Origin of the sequence: Tahibacter caeni (assembly GCF_024609805.1) — a bacterium.
GTDB lineage: Bacteria > Pseudomonadota > Gammaproteobacteria > Xanthomonadales > Rhodanobacteraceae > Tahibacter > Tahibacter caeni.
Map to the genome: position 1 here is coordinate 1 of NZ_JANFVR010000085.1, position 16,636 is coordinate 16,636.

A 16,636-nucleotide genomic window follows, 5' to 3' on the forward strand; every position below is an offset into this window, starting at 1 on the left:
CGCCGGTCTGCAGCGCCAGCTCGGCCGCGCCGACGCGCAGGTCGGTCTCGGCCGGCCGCAGCGCGATCAACCGCTGCAGCAGCGGCAGCGCGGCCTCGGCGTCGCCGCCGCGCGTCAGCAGGCCGGCCAGATTGCGCAGCGCGTCGGCATGCGCCGGATCGCGCCGAAGTACCGCGCGATAGCCCTCGACCGCCGCCGCCGCATCGCCGCCGATTTCCTGCAGATAGGCTTCGTGGAAACGGATGACGAGATCATCGGGCCAGCGCCGGGCCGCGTCCTGCAGCAGCTGCAACGCGAGCGCTGCGCGGCCCGCCTGGAACGCGCTGACCGCCGTCTGCAGCCAGAGCCCCGGCTGCTGCGGCTGCCATTGCAGGCAGCGCCGCAGCGGCGCGAGCGCCGCTGCCGCATCGTTGCGCTGCAGGGCGGCCTGCGCTTCGCGCCAGGCCGCGTCGAACGCCGCGCGCGGCTCGCTCATGCGGTGGTCGTTCGACGCGGCAGTTGCGGCATCAGGCCGCCGCCAGCAAAGCGTTGACGCGGCGCACGAAACCGGCCGGGTCGTCGAGCTGGGCGCCGTCGAGCAGCTGCGCCTGTTCGAACAGCAGCAGGCTGTATTCGCCGGCGCGCGCGGTATCGGCTTCGGCTTCGATGCGGCGGACCAGCGTGTGCTGCGGATTGATCTCGAGCACCGGCTTGCTCGCCGGCAGCTCGTGGCCGGCTTCGCGCATCAGGCGCTGCATGTGCGAGGCCATGTCGTATTCGTCGAGCACGAGGCAGGACGGCGAATCGGTCAGACGCTGGCTCACGCGCACGTCGCGCACGCGCTCGCCGAGCAGCTGCTTGAGCTTGGCCACGACCGGCTCGGCAGCCTTGGCCGCTTCTTCGCGCGCGGCCTTGTCGTCGGCGCCGGGCAGCGCGTCGAAGTCGATGTCGCCCTTGGCCGCATTGCGCAGCTTCTTGCCGGCGTATTCGCTCAGATAGCCCAGCATCCACTCGTCGATGCGGTCGAACATCAGCAGCACTTCGACGTTGCGCGCGCGCAGCGCCTCGATCTGCGGACTGCCCTTGGCCGCCGCATAGCCGTCGGCGCTGACGTAGTAGATCGCATCCTGGCCCACCGGCATGCGCGCGATGTAGTCGTCGAACGACACGGTGCGCGCCTGGCCTTCCGAGGCCGTCGAGGCGAAGCGCAGCAGCTTGGCGATGCGCTCGCGGTTGGCGCCGTCCTCGGCGATGCCCTCCTTCAGCACGTTGCCGAAGGTGTCGATGAAGGCCTGGAATTTTTCCTTGTCGTCGGCGGCGAGCTTTTCCAGCAGGTCCAGCGTGCGCTTGACGCAGGCCGCGCGGATCTGCGCGACCAGGCGGTTGTCCTGCAGGATCTCGCGGCTGACGTTCAGCGGCAGGTCGTCGGAATCCACGACGCCGCGCATGAAGCGCAGATAGGCCGGCAGCAGCTGCTCGCTCGCGTCCATGATGAACACGCGGCGGATGTACAGCTTGAGGCCCTTGCGCTCGTCGCGGCCGCTGAACATCGCGTCGAACGGCGGCTTGGACGGCAGGAACAGCAGCAAGGTATAGCTCTGCGAGCCCTCGACGCGGTTGTGGGTCCAGGCCGCGGCGTCGTTGAAGTCGTGCGACAACGACTTGTAGAAGCCCTGGTAGTCCTCGTCCTTGAGCTCGGACTTCGGCCGCGTCCACAGCGCGGCGGCATGGTTGACCGTCTCGAACTCGTCGGTGGACTCGCCGTCCTTCTGCACCGGCAGGCGGATCGGGAACGCGATGTGGTCGGAATACTTGGAGATCAGGTCGCGCAGCTTCCAGGCGCTCAGGAATTCGCTCTCGTCCTCTTTGAGATGCAGTATCACGCTCGTGCCGCGCGGCGCTTCGATCGCATCGATCGTGTATTCGCCGGTGCCGTCGGATTCCCAGCGCACGCCCTCGGCGGCCGGGCCGCCGGCGCGACGCGTGATCAGGGTGACCTTGTCGGCGACGATGAACGCGGAATAGAAGCCGACGCCGAACTGGCCGATCAGCTGCGTGTCCTTGCGTGCGTCGCCCGACAGCGATTCGAGGAAGCGCCGCGTGCCCGAACGCGCGATCGTGCCGATGTTCTCGATGACCTCGTCGCGGCTCATGCCGATGCCGTTGTCGCGCAGGGTCAGGGTGCGCGCCGCGGCGTCGAACTGGATGTCGATGTGCAGGTCCGCGTCGCCCTCGGTCAGGGCCGGATTCGCCAGCGCTTCAAAGCGCAGCTTGTCGCAGGCGTCGGAGGCGTTGGAGATCAGCTCGCGCAGGAAGATTTCCTTGTGCGAGTACAGCGAATGCGTGACCAGGTGCAGGACCTGGGCGACTTCGGCTTCGAACTTGCGGGTCTGTGCGGTGGATTCGGTCATGGTCGTGACGGGCCTGAGAACGAAAACGATGCCGGCGGTATGGGGCTGCGGGCCGGCGATTCAACTGCGCCGCGCCGGATTCCGGCGCGCCGGGCGGCGGGGCCGGCGCGGCAACGAATTCCACAACGCAAAAAGCCGCCCAACGGCGGCTTTTTGCACTGCAACGAAAACGGCTTACTCGGACTTGCCGCCGTGCTTGGCCAGGTCTTCCTGGATGCGCGCCGCCTTGCCCTCGAGACCACGCAGGTAGTACAGCTTCGCGCCGCGCACCTTGCCGCGACGCTTGACCGAGACCGAGTCGATCACGGAACTGTGGGTCTGGAACACGCGCTCGACGCCGGTGCCGTGCGAGATCTTGCGCACCGTGAAGGCCGAGTTCAGGCCGGCGTTCTTCTTGGCGATGCAAACGCCTTCGTAAGCCTGCACGCGCTCGCGGTTGCCTTCCTTGACCTTGACGTTGACGACGACCGTGTCGCCCGGACCGAAGTCCGGCAGGGAACGCTTGATCTGGGCGGCTTCGAACTGCTGAAGGAGGTTGCTCATGACACTCACCAATCTGGTCTTGAATTATGTTTCCGGCGCCGTGCCGGCCCTGGGCTCTTGATGCGGCGCCGCCTCTGGCGGCGCCGCACCGGCCGCGAGCCACTCGCGGCGGAATTCGTCCAACAACGCGCGCGACGTCTTGTCGAGCGTGACACGCGCCAGCAGATCCGGGCGGCGCAACCAGGTTCGACCGAGCGATTGCTTCAGGCGCCAACGCCGGATCATCGCATGGTTTCCCGATTGCAGCACGGCCGGGACTTCACCCAGTTCGTCCTGCATCGGCCGTGTGTAATGCGGGCAGTCGAGCAGGCCGTTCGCGAACGAATCCTGTTCGGCCGACGCCGCATCGTTCAGCGCGCCTTCCTGCAGCCGGCCGACCGCGTCGATCAGCACTGCCGCACCCAACTCGCCGCCGGACAGCACGTAGTCGCCGATGGAAATCTCCTCGTCGACCTCGTGCGCCAGCAGGCGCTCGTCCACCCCTTCGTAGCGGCCGCACAGCAGGATCAGACGTTCCTGCCGCGCGAGCTCGGCCACTTTGGCCTGAGTCAGCCGCGTACCCTGCGGACTCAGGTAGATCGTCCGCGCCGTGCCCGCGGCGGCCTGCCGCGCCGCCGCCAGCGCAGCGCGCAGCGGCGAGATCAGCATGACCATGCCCGGACCGCCGCCGCAGGTACGGCCGTCGACGGTACGGTAGTTGTCGGTGGCGAAGTCGCGCGGATTCCACGCTTCGACGCCGAGCAACCCGCGTTCCTGCGCGCGGCCGATGACGCCGACCGCCGCGCACTGGCGCACAAACTCGGGAAACAGCGTGATAACGTCGATGCGCATCGCGCTGCCTCGCTCAGAAATCCGGATCCCAATCGACGACGAGGCGTCGCGCGTCGAGATCTACCTGCTTGACGTAATGCTCGAGCACGAACGGGATCATGCGTTCGCGCTCGGCGTCGCGGACCACGAGCACGTCGTTGGCCCCGGTCGCGAACAGATGCGATACCTGGCCCAACGCAACGCCGTCGACCGTCGCGACATCCATGCCTTCGAGGTCGGTCCAGTAATACTCGCCGGGTTTCGGCGCCGGCAGCGCCGAACGCAGCACCCAGATCTCCGTACCGATCAGCGCCGCCGCCTGGTCCCGGTCGTCCACGCCGGGCAAGGTCGCGATCATTCCTTTGCCCTGCTCACGGCCGCGGCAACCGCGGATCTCGCGTTCGCCGCTGCCGGATTTCAGGATCCACGGCTGGTAGCGGAAGATCTGCGTACGCGGATCGGTCCAGGATTCCAGCCTGACCGCGCCGGCCGTCCCCGACACTCCGACTATCCTGCCGACGAGAACGCGGCGTTCCACTTCCGCGCTCCCGTTCCGTGACGCTTAGGCGGCAGCCGCGGCGACCTGCTTGGCGGCCTGCTTCAGCAGCGCGCGCACCTTCTCGGTCGGCTGGGCGCCCTTGGCGATCCACTCGTTCGCCCGCACGACGTTGAGTTCCAGCGGAACTTCCTTGCCGGCGGCGATCGGGTTGAAGAAGCCCAGGCGTTCGATGCTACGGCCGTCGCGGGCATAGCGCTCGTCGGCGACGACGATGTGATAGAACGGACGCCCCTTGGCGCCGCCGCGGGACAGGCGAATCTTGACCATTGCGTGATCTTCTCTATGAGATTGGGCCGGTCGCGGACGCAACGAGCCCCGGGAAACGCGGCATTCTATGCCAAGGCCCGCGGAAATTCAAAGCGGGGTCGGCGAGTCTACCGCATCGTGAGTCTACGGTCCTGTACCGCGGACCGGCCGCGCCTCAGCGCATGAGCCCGCCGCCGCCCGGAAAGCCGCCGCCGCCCATACCCTTGAGCGCGCCGGACATCTGCCGCATCAGCCCCTTGAGGCCGCCGCCGGAAAGCTTGGACATCATCTTTTCCATCTGCTGGTACTGCTTGAGCAGCTTGTTGACGTCCGACGGCTGCATGCCCGAACCGCGTGCGACGCGCGCCTTGCGCGAGCCGTTGAGCAGGTCCGGATGGCGCCGTTCCTTCTTCGTCATCGAATTGATGATCGCGATCATGCGGTGCACTTCGCGGTCGTTGGCCTTGGCCTTGACGTGCTCGGGCAGGTTGGACACGCCGGGCAGCTTGTCCATCAGCGAGCCCAGGCCGCCCATGTTCAGCATCTGCTGCAGCTGGTCGCGCATGTCGTTGAGGTCGAAGCGCTTGCCCTTCATGACCTTCTCGGCCAGCTTCTGCGCCTTTTCCTGGTCGACCTTCTGCTCGACCTGCTCGACGAGCGACAGCACGTCGCCCATGCCGAGTATGCGCTGCGCGAGGCGGTCCGGATGGAACGGCTCAAGCGCCTCGGTCTTCTCGCCGGCACCGATGAACTTGATCGGCCGGCCGGTGATGTAGCGCACCGACAGCGCGGCGCCGCCGCGCGCGTCGCCGTCGGTCTTGGTCAGCACCACGCCCGACAGCGGCAGCGCCTCGGCGAAGGCCTTGGCGGTATTGGCCGCGTCCTGGCCGGTCATCGCGTCGACGACGAACAGGGTTTCGATCGGCTTGAGCTCGGCGTGCAGGGCCTTGATCTCGGCCATCATGTCGGCATCGACGTGCAGTCGGCCCGCGGTGTCGACGAGCAGCACCTCGGCGAAATTCTTCTTCGCCGCGTCGAGCGCGCCGCGCGCGATCGCGACTGGGTCCTGCTCGCCGGTGGAAGGATGGAACAGTACGCCGACCTGCTCGGCCAGCACGCGCAGTTGCTCGATCGCGGCCGGACGGTAGACGTCGCAGCTGACGACCATGACCTTCTTTTTCTTGCGCTCCTTGAGGAAGCGCGCGAGCTTGACCGTCGTCGTCGTCTTGCCGGCGCCCTGCAGGCCGGCCATCAGCACGACGGCCGGCGGCTGGGTCGCGAGATTGAGATCGGTATTGACCGTGCCCATGAGCGCGGTCAGCTCGTCGCGGACCACGCGGACCAGGGCCTGGCCCGGCGTCAGGCTCTTGAGCACGTCCTGGCCGACCGCGCGCACCTTGACGCGCTCGATCAGCGCCTGCACGACCGGCAGCGCGACGTCGGCTTCGAGCAGGGCGATGCGCACCTCGCGCAACGACTCGCGGATGTTTTCCTCGGTCAGGCGGGCGCGGCCGCGCAGGCGCTCGATGGTGGAAGACAGGCGCTGGCTCAGGGACTCGAACATGTGCGACGGGGACGGCTGGGCAAAAGGGCGTGGAGTATAGCAGCGCAGCCCGCCGCGGGCTCGCCGGCCGGCTCCGAGCCGTATCCATGCCTCGCCCGTCCGCGCACGGCCTGTGCCAAACTCGCGGCATGCCGACCCTCGTCCTGTCCATCGTGGCGGTCGCCGCCTACCTGGCCGCCACCCTGCGCATCGCTCTGCCGGCGCTGCGCGGCGGCGTACCGCCGCGCGTCCAGGGACTGGCCCTCGCCGCGGTCGGCGTGGCGACCCATGCGGGCTATCTGCTGGCCGCGCACCGCGGCGGTCTGGACCTGCACTTCTTCGCCGCGCTCAGCGCCGTGTCGATGCTGATCGCCGGCACCACCCTCGCCGTCAATCTCGCGCGGCCGGTGGACGCGCTCGGCGTGCTGGTATTCCCGCTGGCTGCCGCCCTGCTCGCCGTCGACGCCTGGATCGCGCCACCCACCCATCCCGCGGCGATGGGCTGGCAGATCAAGCTGCACGTGATCGTGGCCCTGCTCGGCTACGCACTGCTCAGCGTCTCGGCCGTGCTCGCGCTGCTGCTGCTGGTGCAGGAACGCGCACTGCGCAACCGCGACATCGCCAATCACTGGCTGCGCGTGCTGCCGCCGCTGACCCTGACCGAGAACCTGATGTTCCGCCTCGTCGCGGCCGGCTTCGTACTGCTGACCGCGACCCTGCTCAGCGGCGTGCTGTTCGTCGAAAACCTGTTCGCCCAGCACCTCGTGCACAAGACCACGCTGTCGATCGCCGCCTGGATCGTGTTCGGCACCCTGCTGCTCGGCCGCTGGCGCTTCGGCTGGCGCGGCCGCCGCGCCGTGCGCCTGCTGCTCAGCGGCATGGGCGTGCTGCTGCTGGCGTTCTTCGGCAGCAAGTTCGTGCTCGAACTGCTGCTGGCGCACGGCGCCTGAGGCGGTCCGCGGCTTGCCCAGAGTCGCGCCGGGAGCGCAGAATCGCTCCGCTAGCCAGCACTTATACGATTGACTTGAGGATGTTTCCCAAGCCATGAAGCCCGATCCCGCCGCCGAGCGCCGCCGCTTTCAGCGTTTCAATTTCGAGGGTACGGTACGTCTGTACTCGGGCACGGCGATGTGGGAGACCAAGCTCGTCGACGTCTCGCTCAAGGGCGTGCTGATCGAGCGGCCGGCAGACTGGAGCGGCAAGATCGGCGGCGGCTACCGCATGGACCTGCGCATCAACAACAGCGTCATCATCAGCATGGGCGTGTCGATCGCCCACATCATGCCGCACCGCCTGGGCTGCCGCTGGGAAAAGATCGACCTCGACAGCTTCGCCCAGCTCAAGCGCCTGATCGAGCTGAACCTCGGCGACCCGGCCCTGCTGAACCGCGAGCTGTCCGCCCTCGGAAGCTGAACGACCGATCCGCCATCAAGCGGGCTCGGCCGCATTTTTAGATGGCCTGCTCCATCCACCTCATGCATGTTGCACCGCATGAAAACGTCCGCCAGCCGAACCGCCCCCATGAGCTTCTACCGGTCCCGCCGTCCGCCCGAGCGCCTGCGCTTCGGTGCCGCAAACGACGCTCCGACGCCGAATGGCGAGCTGCTGACCGCCCGTGACGGCACCGTCTTTCATCTGCGGGCCATCCATGCCGACGACGTTGCTGCATTGCAACGCGGCTTCGCCCATCTGAGTCCCGACGAAGTGCGCATGCGCTTCCTGCACACGCTGACCGCGCTGCCCGACCAGCTGGCCCAGCGCCTGTGCCGGCTGGACCCGGAGCAGGAAATGGCCTTCGTCCTGGTCGACCCGCCCGGCACCGACGAACCCGAAATCCACGGCGTTGGCCGGGCCTATATCGATCCGAACACCGACAGCGCCGAGTTCGCGCTGATCGTCCAGCGCCGCTTCACCGGCCAGGGCCTCGGCAGCTACCTGCTGACCCGCGTCATCGACGCCTGCCGCGCCCGCGGCGTGCACGAGATCTGGGGCGACGTGCTGACCGAGAACCACGCGATGCTGGAACTCTGCGACGAGTTCGGCTTCCGCCGCGAAGGCGTGTTCCACGACGCATCGCTGACCCGGGTGCGCCTGGCGCTCTGAGGGTCGGAACGACCGGCGCCGGAGCGCCCGCAAGCCCGGCGGCTTCCCCGCCTTCCCGCAACGCTCGCACCCGGGCGTCGCAGGTTTTTTCCGGCCGAAAGAACGATCCGGCGGCCGAGGCGGCTGCAACGCCCGAGGACAACGAGTCACCCGCCTCGGCGCACGCGACCGCAGACCGCACCCGGACAACGGCCGCGATGGCCAGTCGCCGGGCGGGGCACTAGACTACGCGGTCCTGCTGCCGCCGCCTCGGGCCGGCAGCGTCCATGCGTATCGCGATGACTGCCACCCTGCTCCGCCCGCCGCTGCCCAAGTCCGCCAAAGTCCGCCGCTACTGGGAGAACCCGCCCGGTTCCAGCTTCGCGCTGCTGCTGGCGGAAACCGCGCGCAGCCATGCGGGACTCGTCGTCGCCGTCACACGCGACACCCAGTCAGCGCACACGCTGGAAACCGAACTCGCAAGCTTCGTCGGCGACGGCACCGAAGTACTGCATTTTCCCGATTGGGAAACCCTGCCGTACGACCTGTTCGCCCCGCATCCGGAAATCGTCTCGCAGCGCATAGCAACCCTGTACCGGCTGCCCGCGCAGACGCGCGGCGTGCTCGTCGTGCCGGTGGCGACCCTGATGCAGCGCCTCGCGCCGCGCAGCTACATCAGCGGCACCGGGCTGGCCCTGAACGTGGGCCAGAAGCTCGATCTCGGCGCCGAGCAGCGCCGCCTCGAAGCGGCCGGCTACCGCAACGTGCCGCAGGTACAGGAGCCCGGCGACTTCGCCGTGCGCGGCGCGCTGATCGACATCTACCCGATGGGCGCGGCCGAGCCCTACCGCATCGAGCTGTTCGACGAGGAAATCGAGTCGATCCGCAATTTCGACGCGGAAACCCAGCGCTCGCTGCACAAGGTGGAGTCGGTGCGGCTGCTGCCGGGACGCGAATTCCCTCTGACCGACGAGTCGGCCAAGAGCTTCCGCACGCGCCTGCGCGAACGCTTTCCGATCGACATCCGCCGCTGCCCGCTCTATCAGGACATCAAGGAAGGCGCGACGCCGGCCGGCATCGACTACTACCTGCCGCTGTTCTTCGCGCAGACCGAGACCCTGTTCGACTACCTCCCCGCCGACGCCTTGTTCGTCGTCGCCGACGGCGCGCTCGACGCCGCCGAGCAGTTCTGGCGCCAGACCGGCGAGCGCTACGAGCAGCGCGCGCACGACATCGAGCGGCCGGTGCTGCCGCCGGCGGAGCTGTACCTCGCGCCCGATCCGCTGCGCGAACGCCTGAACCGCGAACTGCGCGCCGACCTCGTGCCGCGCGCGAGCAACGAACACGTGCAGTCGTTGGGCCTGCAGCCCGCACCGGATCTGCCGATCAATCGCAAGGGCGAGCAGCCGGCCGAGGAGCTCACGCGGTTCCTGGCCGCCTATCCGGGCCGCGTGCTGATCGCGGCCGAATCGGCCGGCCGGCGCGAGGCGCTGATCGAACAGCTGCAGGCCGCCGGCCTGCGTCCGCAGACCCTGTCGGGCTGGAGCGATTTCGCGCGCGGCGACGTGCGTTTCGCGATCGCGGTCGCGCCGCTGCAGGCCGGCTTCGCGCTGACCGTGCCGGCCCTGGTCGTGCTGACCGAGCGCGAGCTGTTCGGCGAGCGCGTGCAGCAGCAGCGCCGGCGCAAGCGCGCCGCGCGCGATCCGGAAACCATCATCCGCGATCTGACCGAGCTCGGCCTCGGCTCGCCGATCGTCCACGTCGACCACGGCGTGGGCCGCTATCAGGGACTGATCAAGCTCGACGTCGGCGGCAGCGCCAACGAATTCCTCGCGATCGAGTACGCGAAGGGCGACAAACTCTACGTGCCGGTCGCGCAGCTCAACCTGGTCTCGCGCTATTCGGGCACGTCGCCCGAACTCGCGCCGCTGCATTCGCTCGGCGGCGACGCCTGGGAGCGCGCCAAGCGCAAGGCCGCGGAAAAGGTCCGCGACGTGGCCGCCGAACTCCTCGCGATCTACGCCCAGCGCGAGGCGCGCCAGGGCACGGCGCTGGCAATCGACCGTGCTGCCTACGAGCAGTTCGCCGCGGCGTTCCCGTTCGAGGAAACGCCCGACCAGATCAGTGCGATCGACGCCGTGCTGGCCGATCTCGCCGCACCGAAGCCCATGGACCGCGTGGTCTGCGGCGACGTCGGTTTCGGCAAGACCGAGGTCGCGCTGCGCGCGGCCTTCGTCACGGCCATGGCCGGCAAGCAGGTCGCCGTGCTCGTGCCGACGACCCTGCTCGCGCAGCAGCACTACCAGAACTTCCGCGACCGCTACGCCGACTGGCCGATCCGCGTCGACGTGCTGAGCCGCTTCAAGACCAAGAAGGAAGTCGAGGAGGCCATGGCCAAGCTGGCCGACGGCCGCATCGACGTGATGATCGGCACGCACCGCCTGCTGCAGCAGGACGTGAAGTTCAAGCAGCTCGGCCTCGTCATCGTCGACGAGGAACAGCGCTTCGGCGTGCGCCAGAAGGAACAGCTCAAGAAGCTGCGCGCCGAAGTCGATCTGCTGACCCTGACCGCGACGCCGATCCCGCGCACCTTGAACATGGCCATGTCGGGCATGCGCGACCTGTCCATCATCGCCACACCGCCGGCGCACCGCCTCGCGGTCAAGACCTTCATAGCGCCGTGGGATCCGGCCCAGCTGCGCGAAGCGTTCCAGCGCGAGCTGCAGCGCGGCGGACAGGTGTATTTCCTGCACAACGAGGTCGACACGATCGAGAAGATGCAGCGCGACCTGCAGGCGCTGATTCCCGAGGCGCGCATCCGCGTCGCCCACGGCCAGATGCCGGAGAAGGAGCTCGAGCAGGTCATGCTCGATTTCCATCGCCAGCGCTTCAACGTGCTGCTGTGCACGACCATCATCGAGTCGGGCATCGACATCCCGAGCGCCAACACGATCATCGTCAACCGCGCCGACCGCTTCGGTCTGGCCCAGCTGCATCAGCTGCGCGGCCGCGTCGGCCGTTCGCATCACCGTGCCTACGCCTATCTCGTCGTGCCGGACCGGCGCCAGATGACGGCCGACGCGGAGAAACGCCTCGAGGCGCTCGCATCGATGGAAGAACTCGGCGCGGGCTTCACACTGGCCACGCACGATCTGGAAATCCGCGGCGCCGGCGAGCTGCTCGGCGACGAGCAGAGCGGCCAGATGCAGGAGATCGGCTTCTCGCTGTACACCGAGCTGCTCGAGCGCGCCGTGCGTGCGCTCAAGAGCGGCAAGGTGCCGGACTTCGAGCTCGTCAGCGCGCACGAGACCGAGGTCGAGCTGCATCTGCCGGCGCTGATTCCCGACGACTATCTGCCCGACGTGCATGCGCGCCTGACCCTGTACAAGCGCATTGCGAGCGCGCGCGACGCCGAACGCCTGCGCGAGCTGCAGGTCGAGATGATCGACCGCTTCGGCCTGCTGCCCGATCCGGTCAAGCACCTGTTCGCCGTGACCGAGATCAAGCTGCGCGCGACGGAGCTCGGCATACGCAAGATCGACTTCGGCGCGCAGGGCGGCCGCGTCGTGTTCGCGCCGCAGCCGAACGTCGATCCGCTCGCCGTCATCAAGCTGCTGCAGAGCCAGCCGCGCGTCTATGCGCTGGACGGCCAGGACAAGCTCAAGGTAAGGCTGGAAATGCCGGGCGCCGCCGAGCGCCTGCGCTCGACCCACGACCTGCTCGCCGCGCTGGGCCAGTGCAGGGCCGCCTGAGCGCGCACGTCAACGACCACGGATTTTTTCATGCACACCCGAGCCGAAGAACTCATACGCGCCTTGCAGCTGGAGCCGCACATCGAAGGCGGCCATTACCGGCGCATCTACGAATCCGCGACGCGCGTGGCCTACGGCGACGCGGCGCAGCGCGCCGTCGCCACCTCGATCTATTTCCTGCTCGCCGACGGTGAGCTCAGCCGCTGGCATCGCGTCGACGCCGACGAGGTGTGGCATTTCTACGAGGGCCAGCCGCTGGAGCTGCTGCGCTACGACCCGGTCGAAGGCGTGCTGACCACGCACACCCTGGGTCCGGCCTCGCGCGATTCGGCGCCGGTGTTCGTCGTGCCCGCCGGCATGTGGCAGGCCGCGCGGCCGCGCGGCGCCTACACCCTGGTCGGCTGCACGGTCGCGCCGGGCTACGAATACCGCGGCTTCGCCCTGCTCGATCAGGCGCCCGACGTCGCGCGGCGCCTCGGCGAGATCGACGACGCGCTGCTCGACCTGGCCTGACGCCGTGGCGCTGAACGCGACCATCCACAAGATCGAGCTGCAGGTCAGCGATCTCGACCGGCACTACTACGCAAGCCATGCGCTGACCGTCGCGCGCCATCCGTCGGAGACCGAGGAACGCCTGATGCTGCGCGTGCTCGCGTTCGCGCTGAACGCCGACGAGGCGCTGAGCTTCGGCAAGGGCCTCAGCGACGCCGACGAGCCCGACCTCTGGCGCAAGGACCTGACCGGCGCGATCACGCAGTGGATAGAACTGGGCCAGCCCGACGAGCAGCGGCTGCGCCAGGCCGCCGGCCGCGCCGGCGAAGTGAAGGTCTACAGCTACGGCCGCGCGGCCGCGATCTGGTGGGACAAGCACGGCGCCGCGCTGAGCCGCCAGCGCCGGCTCGCCGTCGTGGAGATCGGTCCGGCGACCTGCGCGGCGCTGGCCGCGATCGCCGCGCGCAAGCTCGAGCTGCAGTGCCTGATCCAGGACGGCGCCGTGCAGCTGCTCGGCGACCACGGCACGATCGACGTCGAACTGCTGCCGCGGCTCTGAGCGGCGGCGACGTCCGATCCGCGCGATCCGCACGAAGCGGCGACCGCCGCGCAACTGCGCGCGATGCGCTTCAATACTCGGTGACCGCCTCGCCGCCGGACAGACGCAGGTCGACCGCCGGCGCACCGGCCGCGTCGGTGCGCTCGGGCGAGAGCACGGCGCGCTCGTAGGGTGAAAGATCGGCGCGCACGAAGACCACGCCGTTGGCGCGCGCGGCCGAAGTGTAGTGGTCGAACACGGCCTGATTCAGCGCCGCGATAAGATCGAGCTCGCAGTCGGCGCTGCCGGCCCAGCCGAAGTAATGTTCCTCGCCGCTGTCCTCGTCCTGCTGCACGTCGAAGAAATCGGCGAGGCGCTGACGCGCGCGGCGACCTTCGCAGAGTATCGGCCATTCCGGCACGATCAGATAGACGGCCTCGGGAAACAGCGCCGCGAGGCGTTCGCTTTTCCAGCCCGCCGCGAGCCGTTCGCGCGCCGGCTGCAGTTCCGCAGCGAATACGCGGAAGCGGTCCAGCACTTCCTGGTCGCGCGACGCCGGGCCGTCGACACCGGGCGCGGCGACGTCCTGCAACGCCTGCGCGACCCACTCGTCGAGCGTGCGCAGCTGCGCCGGCGCGAACAGCGCGACGGCCGGATAGTGTTCGCCGGCGACGCCGAGACTGAACGGACCTATCGTGCGCAACGCATCGCGATACGTCTTCGGCAGGCGGCGGCCGAGCTGCTTCTCGTAGGCGTCGAGCAGCGGCACCGGCGGCGCGACGCCGGCCTGCAGATCGGCGCGGCCGTCCAGCGGCGTGAACGCGCGCAGCAGCGCGATCGACTGCCGATAGGCCGACAGCAACCCCTGTGCCGCAGCGCGTGCGCGGAACTGCGCCTCGACGCCCTTGGCCGTGACCACGATCGCGCCGCGGCCCTGCAGGGTCTGCGGCGGCGCTCCGGACTGGCGCGTCTCGCCGCGCAGTTCGTAGGCATGGATGCCGGGCGGCAGCTCGATGACGACCTGGCCGCGGCGGCTGCGCGGCGTCGCGCGGTCGAGATCGAACCCGGCGCTGCGACGGCCGTCTATCCAGAGTTCGATGTGTTCGGCCGTCTCGTCGCTGCCCAGTTCGACCGCGAACTGGAAGGCCGCCGCGCCGGCCTTGACCGCGGCGCTGGCCGGAGCCGGCTGCCGCTCGCGATCCAGCACGGCCGGCAGCACGGTCGTGTCGTCGCCGGCCGCGTCGAAGCCGCCGACCGTCGCGCCGTTCGTGCCCCAGCCGAGCATCCGGCCGTCGGCCAGTCGCGCGAACGCGTTGTAGTCGCCGGCGAACAGTTCAGCGACATTCCGGCCGTCGAGCGCCGCGACGCGGCGCAGATCGCCCTCGAGTTCGTCGCCGCCGTCGCCGAGCGTGCCGTAGACGTTGCCGCCGCGCGCCCAGACGCTGCCGTCGCGCTTGAGCACGAGGCTGTAGTCGTCGCCGGCGGCGATCGCCGCGGCCTCGTCGAGGCCGGCCAGCGACTGCGGCGCACGCACGGTCAGATCGACCGCGGGTGTCGCGAGCTGGGCGGATTCGTTCGCGCCCCAGCCCCAGACGCGGCCGTCGCGATCCAGTGCGAGGCCGTGGAAGCGGCCGACGCTGATCGCCACGATCCCGGCCAGGCCGGCGATGCGCAGCGGCTCGGCCTGGGGAGGATCGGCGAAATCGAGCGGCCGCCAGCGGCCCGCTTCGCCGAGCAGGCCCCAACGCGCGCTGCCCATGCCCCAGACCGTGCCGTCGCTGCGCAGCACGAGACTGGTGTCGCCCTGCGCGGCGACGGCGACGGCATCAGGAATCGCGTCGATGACGCGCGGCAAGCGCGCCTGCATCGGCGACTCGTTGAGCAGCGGTCCGCTGCCGAGCTGGCCCAGCGCGTTGCTGCCGACGCTGCGCAGGCGTCCGTCACGGCCGATCGCGAGCAGATGCCGGCGACCCAGCGCGACCGCGCGCACGCTGCCGAGCGCCTCGAAGCGCCGCGGCTGATGCGGCGGCAGCTTGCACTGCTCCGTCGTACAGGCCAGCTCGCCGAGTTCACCCCAGAGCCACAGCGCGCCGTCGGCGTCGATGGCCGCGGCCGAATCGGAGGCGTCGTGATTGATCGCGACCGTGACGATGCGCGTCAGCCCCTCGATGCGGCGAAAGGTCTTGCGCGGCCGCAGGTCGTCGTCGCCGCGCACGGGCTCGGCATCGCCGCTGGCCCAGACCGTGCCGTCGGGCTGCAGCCAGAGCACCTGGCTGCCGGCCGCGATCTGCGGCGTGGTCGCTGCAGCGGCCGGCAGCGGCAGGCTGAGCAACAGAATCGCGAGCGTCCTGAGCATGGCGATATTCGTCCTGAACTGCGCGAAGTATAGGCACGCGCCGCGGAGGGCCGAAATCGCGCGGTCGGGCGCTCGCGTTACGGCGCGTCCCGCAGCGACTCCATGCGCGCGTCTTTTTCCTGCCACAGCGCATTGAGCCAGTGCTGGAAGCGTTCGCGGAACGCCGCGTCGTTCTGGTAGTCACCGGTCAGGAACTCGGGCGGGATCGCGCGCCGGCGCACCTCGACGCGGACTTCGCCGACGCGGCCGGCGAGCAGGTCGTACAACGTCGGACGGCCGCGCGGATAGACCACGGTCACGTCGACGAGCTCCTTCAGCAGCGGACCCATCGACTGCAGCACGAACGCGACGCCGCCGGCGCGCGGCGGCAGCAGCTGCGCGTACGGAGAGGCCTGCTGCACATGCTTGGCCGGCGTGAAGCGCGTGCCCTCGACGAAGTTCATGATCGCGACGGGCTGCTCGCGGAATTTCTCGCAGGCGCGGCGCGTCGCGTCGAGATCCTTGCCGCGCCATTCCGGATGCTTCTCGAGCTGCGCGCGCGAATAGCGCCGCATGAACGGGAAATCCAGCGCCCACCAGGCCAAGCCGAGCACCGGCACCCAGATCAGCTCGCGCTTGAGGAAGAAGGTCAGCAGCGGAATACGGTCGTTGAAGACGAGCTGCAGCACCGGGATGTCGACCCAGCTCTGGTGATTGCAGACCACGAGATACCAGCCCTCGCGCTGCAGTCCGTCGGCGCCGTCGACGCGTACCTGCGTGCCGGCGCGGCGGATCAGACGGCTGTTGAAGCCTATCCAGCTGTGCGCGATCGCGGCCAGCGCGCGGCTCAGGCACCGGCGCAGCGGCGCGAACGGCAGCAGCGCCTTGAGCGCCGCGAGCGGCAGCAGCGCGGAGGCGTGGAGCAGCGTGCTGCCGGCCACGAGCGTGAACGCGAGAGCGGCGCGCAGCGGCGCCAGAGCGGAACGGGCCATCAGCAGCGAGTCATGAAACCGGCGTTCGAACATACGCGAAATGATCGACGCTGTCGTACTGGCACGAGATCGGGCCACGAACGCCTGCGCGCTTATCCGATCGAACGGTGCCCGCATAGCGTTCGCGCGTCCTCCGGGAATCAATCGCTTGGACGAGAGACTCCCAGGCGCCCCGTTACGGATCCGTCCGGCAGACGGTTTGGCGCCGACCTGGCGCCGGCGACGCCGTGCGGTGCGGTGCCGGTTGCCGCCCCGGCACGCACGGCAACCGCCGCTGCGCGCGACGCCGGGTGCGGCGCAGCTCAACGCAGGCCTGTCGCGTGCACACGCATGCCGGTCGGAGCGCCGCCGGCG

The 16,636-nt window shown here is 69.2% G+C and carries 15 protein-coding genes; 6 read left to right on the plus strand and 9 right to left on the minus strand.

Going from position 1 to position 16,636, the window contains the following annotated elements; all coding sequences use genetic code 11:
- From NON22_RS09825 to ffh, 7 genes are all read right to left on the minus strand, one after another.
- Positions 1-475, minus strand: a 475-nt coding sequence (locus tag NON22_RS09825; RefSeq protein ID WP_257386752.1) for a tetratricopeptide repeat protein, incomplete at its 3' end; no start/stop codon positions are given.
- Between the two features lie 31 nt (positions 476-506).
- The gene (gene htpG / locus NON22_RS09830) at positions 507-2,390 is read right to left on the minus strand and encodes a molecular chaperone HtpG (RefSeq protein ID WP_257386753.1); all 1,884 of its coding nucleotides are present in this window, start codon (positions 2,388-2,390) and stop codon (positions 507-509) included.
- 174 nt (positions 2,391-2,564) lie between these two features.
- Positions 2,565-2,933, minus strand: coding sequence for a 50S ribosomal protein L19 (rplS, locus tag NON22_RS09835; RefSeq protein WP_257386754.1), 369 nt, complete (start codon positions 2,931-2,933; stop codon positions 2,565-2,567).
- A 24-nt stretch (positions 2,934-2,957) separates the two neighbouring features.
- Entirely contained in the window at positions 2,958-3,764 is an 807-nt protein-coding gene (trmD, locus tag NON22_RS09840) for a tRNA (guanosine(37)-N1)-methyltransferase TrmD (protein WP_257386755.1), read from the minus strand.
- Positions 3,765-3,777: 13 nt separating this feature from the next.
- On the minus strand, positions 3,778-4,281 hold the full coding sequence (rimM, locus tag NON22_RS09845) for a ribosome maturation factor RimM (protein ID WP_257386756.1): 504 nt from the start codon (positions 4,279-4,281) through the stop codon (positions 3,778-3,780).
- A gap of 24 nt (positions 4,282-4,305) precedes the next feature.
- On the minus strand, positions 4,306-4,569 hold the full coding sequence (gene rpsP / locus NON22_RS09850; protein ID WP_257386757.1) for a 30S ribosomal protein S16: 264 nt from the start codon (positions 4,567-4,569) through the stop codon (positions 4,306-4,308).
- Between the two features lie 154 nt (positions 4,570-4,723).
- Complete coding sequence (gene ffh, locus NON22_RS09855; protein ID WP_257386758.1) at positions 4,724-6,112, minus strand: signal recognition particle protein; 1,389 nt, start codon at positions 6,110-6,112, stop codon at positions 4,724-4,726.
- 128 nt (positions 6,113-6,240) lie between these two features.
- Between ffh and NON22_RS09860 the strand changes: the two genes are divergently transcribed.
- The 6 genes from NON22_RS09860 (at position 6,241) to NON22_RS09885 (ending at position 12,976) form a co-directional block, all read left to right on the plus strand.
- Complete coding sequence (locus tag NON22_RS09860) at positions 6,241-7,041, plus strand: cytochrome C assembly family protein (protein ID WP_257386759.1); 801 nt, start codon at positions 6,241-6,243, stop codon at positions 7,039-7,041.
- Between the two features lie 94 nt (positions 7,042-7,135).
- The gene (locus NON22_RS09865) at positions 7,136-7,504 is read left to right on the plus strand and encodes a PilZ domain-containing protein (RefSeq protein WP_257386760.1); all 369 of its coding nucleotides are present in this window, start codon (positions 7,136-7,138) and stop codon (positions 7,502-7,504) included.
- Between the two features lie 108 nt (positions 7,505-7,612).
- Complete coding sequence (locus NON22_RS09870; protein WP_257386761.1) at positions 7,613-8,194, plus strand: GNAT family N-acetyltransferase; 582 nt, start codon at positions 7,613-7,615, stop codon at positions 8,192-8,194.
- A 278-nt stretch (positions 8,195-8,472) separates the two neighbouring features.
- Positions 8,473-11,925 carry a transcription-repair coupling factor gene (gene mfd, locus NON22_RS09875; protein ID WP_257386766.1) on the plus strand — a complete coding sequence of 1,151 codons (3,453 nt, stop codon included), beginning with the start codon at positions 8,473-8,475 and terminating at the stop codon, positions 11,923-11,925.
- A gap of 30 nt (positions 11,926-11,955) precedes the next feature.
- Positions 11,956-12,438 (plus strand): cupin domain-containing protein, encoded by a 483-nt coding sequence (locus NON22_RS09880; protein ID WP_257386762.1) that lies wholly within the window; start codon positions 11,956-11,958, stop codon positions 12,436-12,438.
- 4 nt (positions 12,439-12,442) lie between these two features.
- A complete protein-coding gene (locus NON22_RS09885; protein WP_257386763.1) occupies positions 12,443-12,976 on the plus strand; it encodes a YaeQ family protein in 534 nt (177 codons plus the stop codon).
- Positions 12,977-13,046: 70 nt separating this feature from the next.
- On the opposite strand, the gene NON22_RS09890 is transcribed toward NON22_RS09885, so the two are convergent.
- Together NON22_RS09890 and NON22_RS09895 are read right to left on the minus strand one after the other, a co-directional pair.
- Positions 13,047-15,311, minus strand: a complete 2,265-nt coding sequence (locus NON22_RS09890; protein ID WP_257386764.1) for an RCC1 domain-containing protein — start codon at positions 15,309-15,311, stop codon at positions 13,047-13,049.
- A gap of 77 nt (positions 15,312-15,388) precedes the next feature.
- Positions 15,389-16,282: an acyltransferase gene (locus NON22_RS09895; RefSeq protein WP_257386765.1), complete on the minus strand. Its 894-nt coding sequence runs from the start codon at positions 16,280-16,282 to the stop codon at positions 15,389-15,391.
- Positions 16,283-16,636 lie beyond the last annotated feature (354 nt).

What these genes read in the sequence shown, in the direction of transcription:
- ffh (WP_257386758.1), bottom strand. Translation starts at nt 6,112, where the DNA reads ATGTTCGAGTCCCTGAGCCAGCGCCTGTCTTCCACCATCGAGCGCCTG.
- NON22_RS09895 (WP_257386765.1), bottom strand. Translation starts at nt 16,282, where the DNA reads ATGGCCCGTTCCGCTCTGGCGCCGCTGCGCGCCGCTCTCGCGTTCACG.
- NON22_RS09865 (WP_257386760.1), top strand. Translation starts at nt 7,136, where the DNA reads ATGAAGCCCGATCCCGCCGCCGAGCGCCGCCGCTTTCAGCGTTTCAAT.
- NON22_RS09870 (WP_257386761.1), top strand. Translation starts at nt 7,613, where the DNA reads ATGAGCTTCTACCGGTCCCGCCGTCCGCCCGAGCGCCTGCGCTTCGGT.
- htpG (WP_257386753.1), bottom strand. Translation starts at nt 2,390, where the DNA reads ATGACCGAATCCACCGCACAGACCCGCAAGTTCGAAGCCGAAGTCGCC.
- NON22_RS09860 (WP_257386759.1), top strand. Translation starts at nt 6,241, where the DNA reads ATGCCGACCCTCGTCCTGTCCATCGTGGCGGTCGCCGCCTACCTGGCC.
- rpsP (WP_257386757.1), bottom strand. Translation starts at nt 4,569, where the DNA reads ATGGTCAAGATTCGCCTGTCCCGCGGCGGCGCCAAGGGGCGTCCGTTC.
- trmD (WP_257386755.1), bottom strand. Translation starts at nt 3,764, where the DNA reads ATGCGCATCGACGTTATCACGCTGTTTCCCGAGTTTGTGCGCCAGTGC.
- NON22_RS09880 (WP_257386762.1), top strand. Translation starts at nt 11,956, where the DNA reads ATGCACACCCGAGCCGAAGAACTCATACGCGCCTTGCAGCTGGAGCCG.
- rplS (WP_257386754.1), bottom strand. Translation starts at nt 2,933, where the DNA reads ATGAGCAACCTCCTTCAGCAGTTCGAAGCCGCCCAGATCAAGCGTTCC.
- NON22_RS09890 (WP_257386764.1), bottom strand. Translation starts at nt 15,311, where the DNA reads ATGCTCAGGACGCTCGCGATTCTGTTGCTCAGCCTGCCGCTGCCGGCC.
- mfd (WP_257386766.1), top strand. Translation starts at nt 8,473, where the DNA reads ATGACTGCCACCCTGCTCCGCCCGCCGCTGCCCAAGTCCGCCAAAGTC.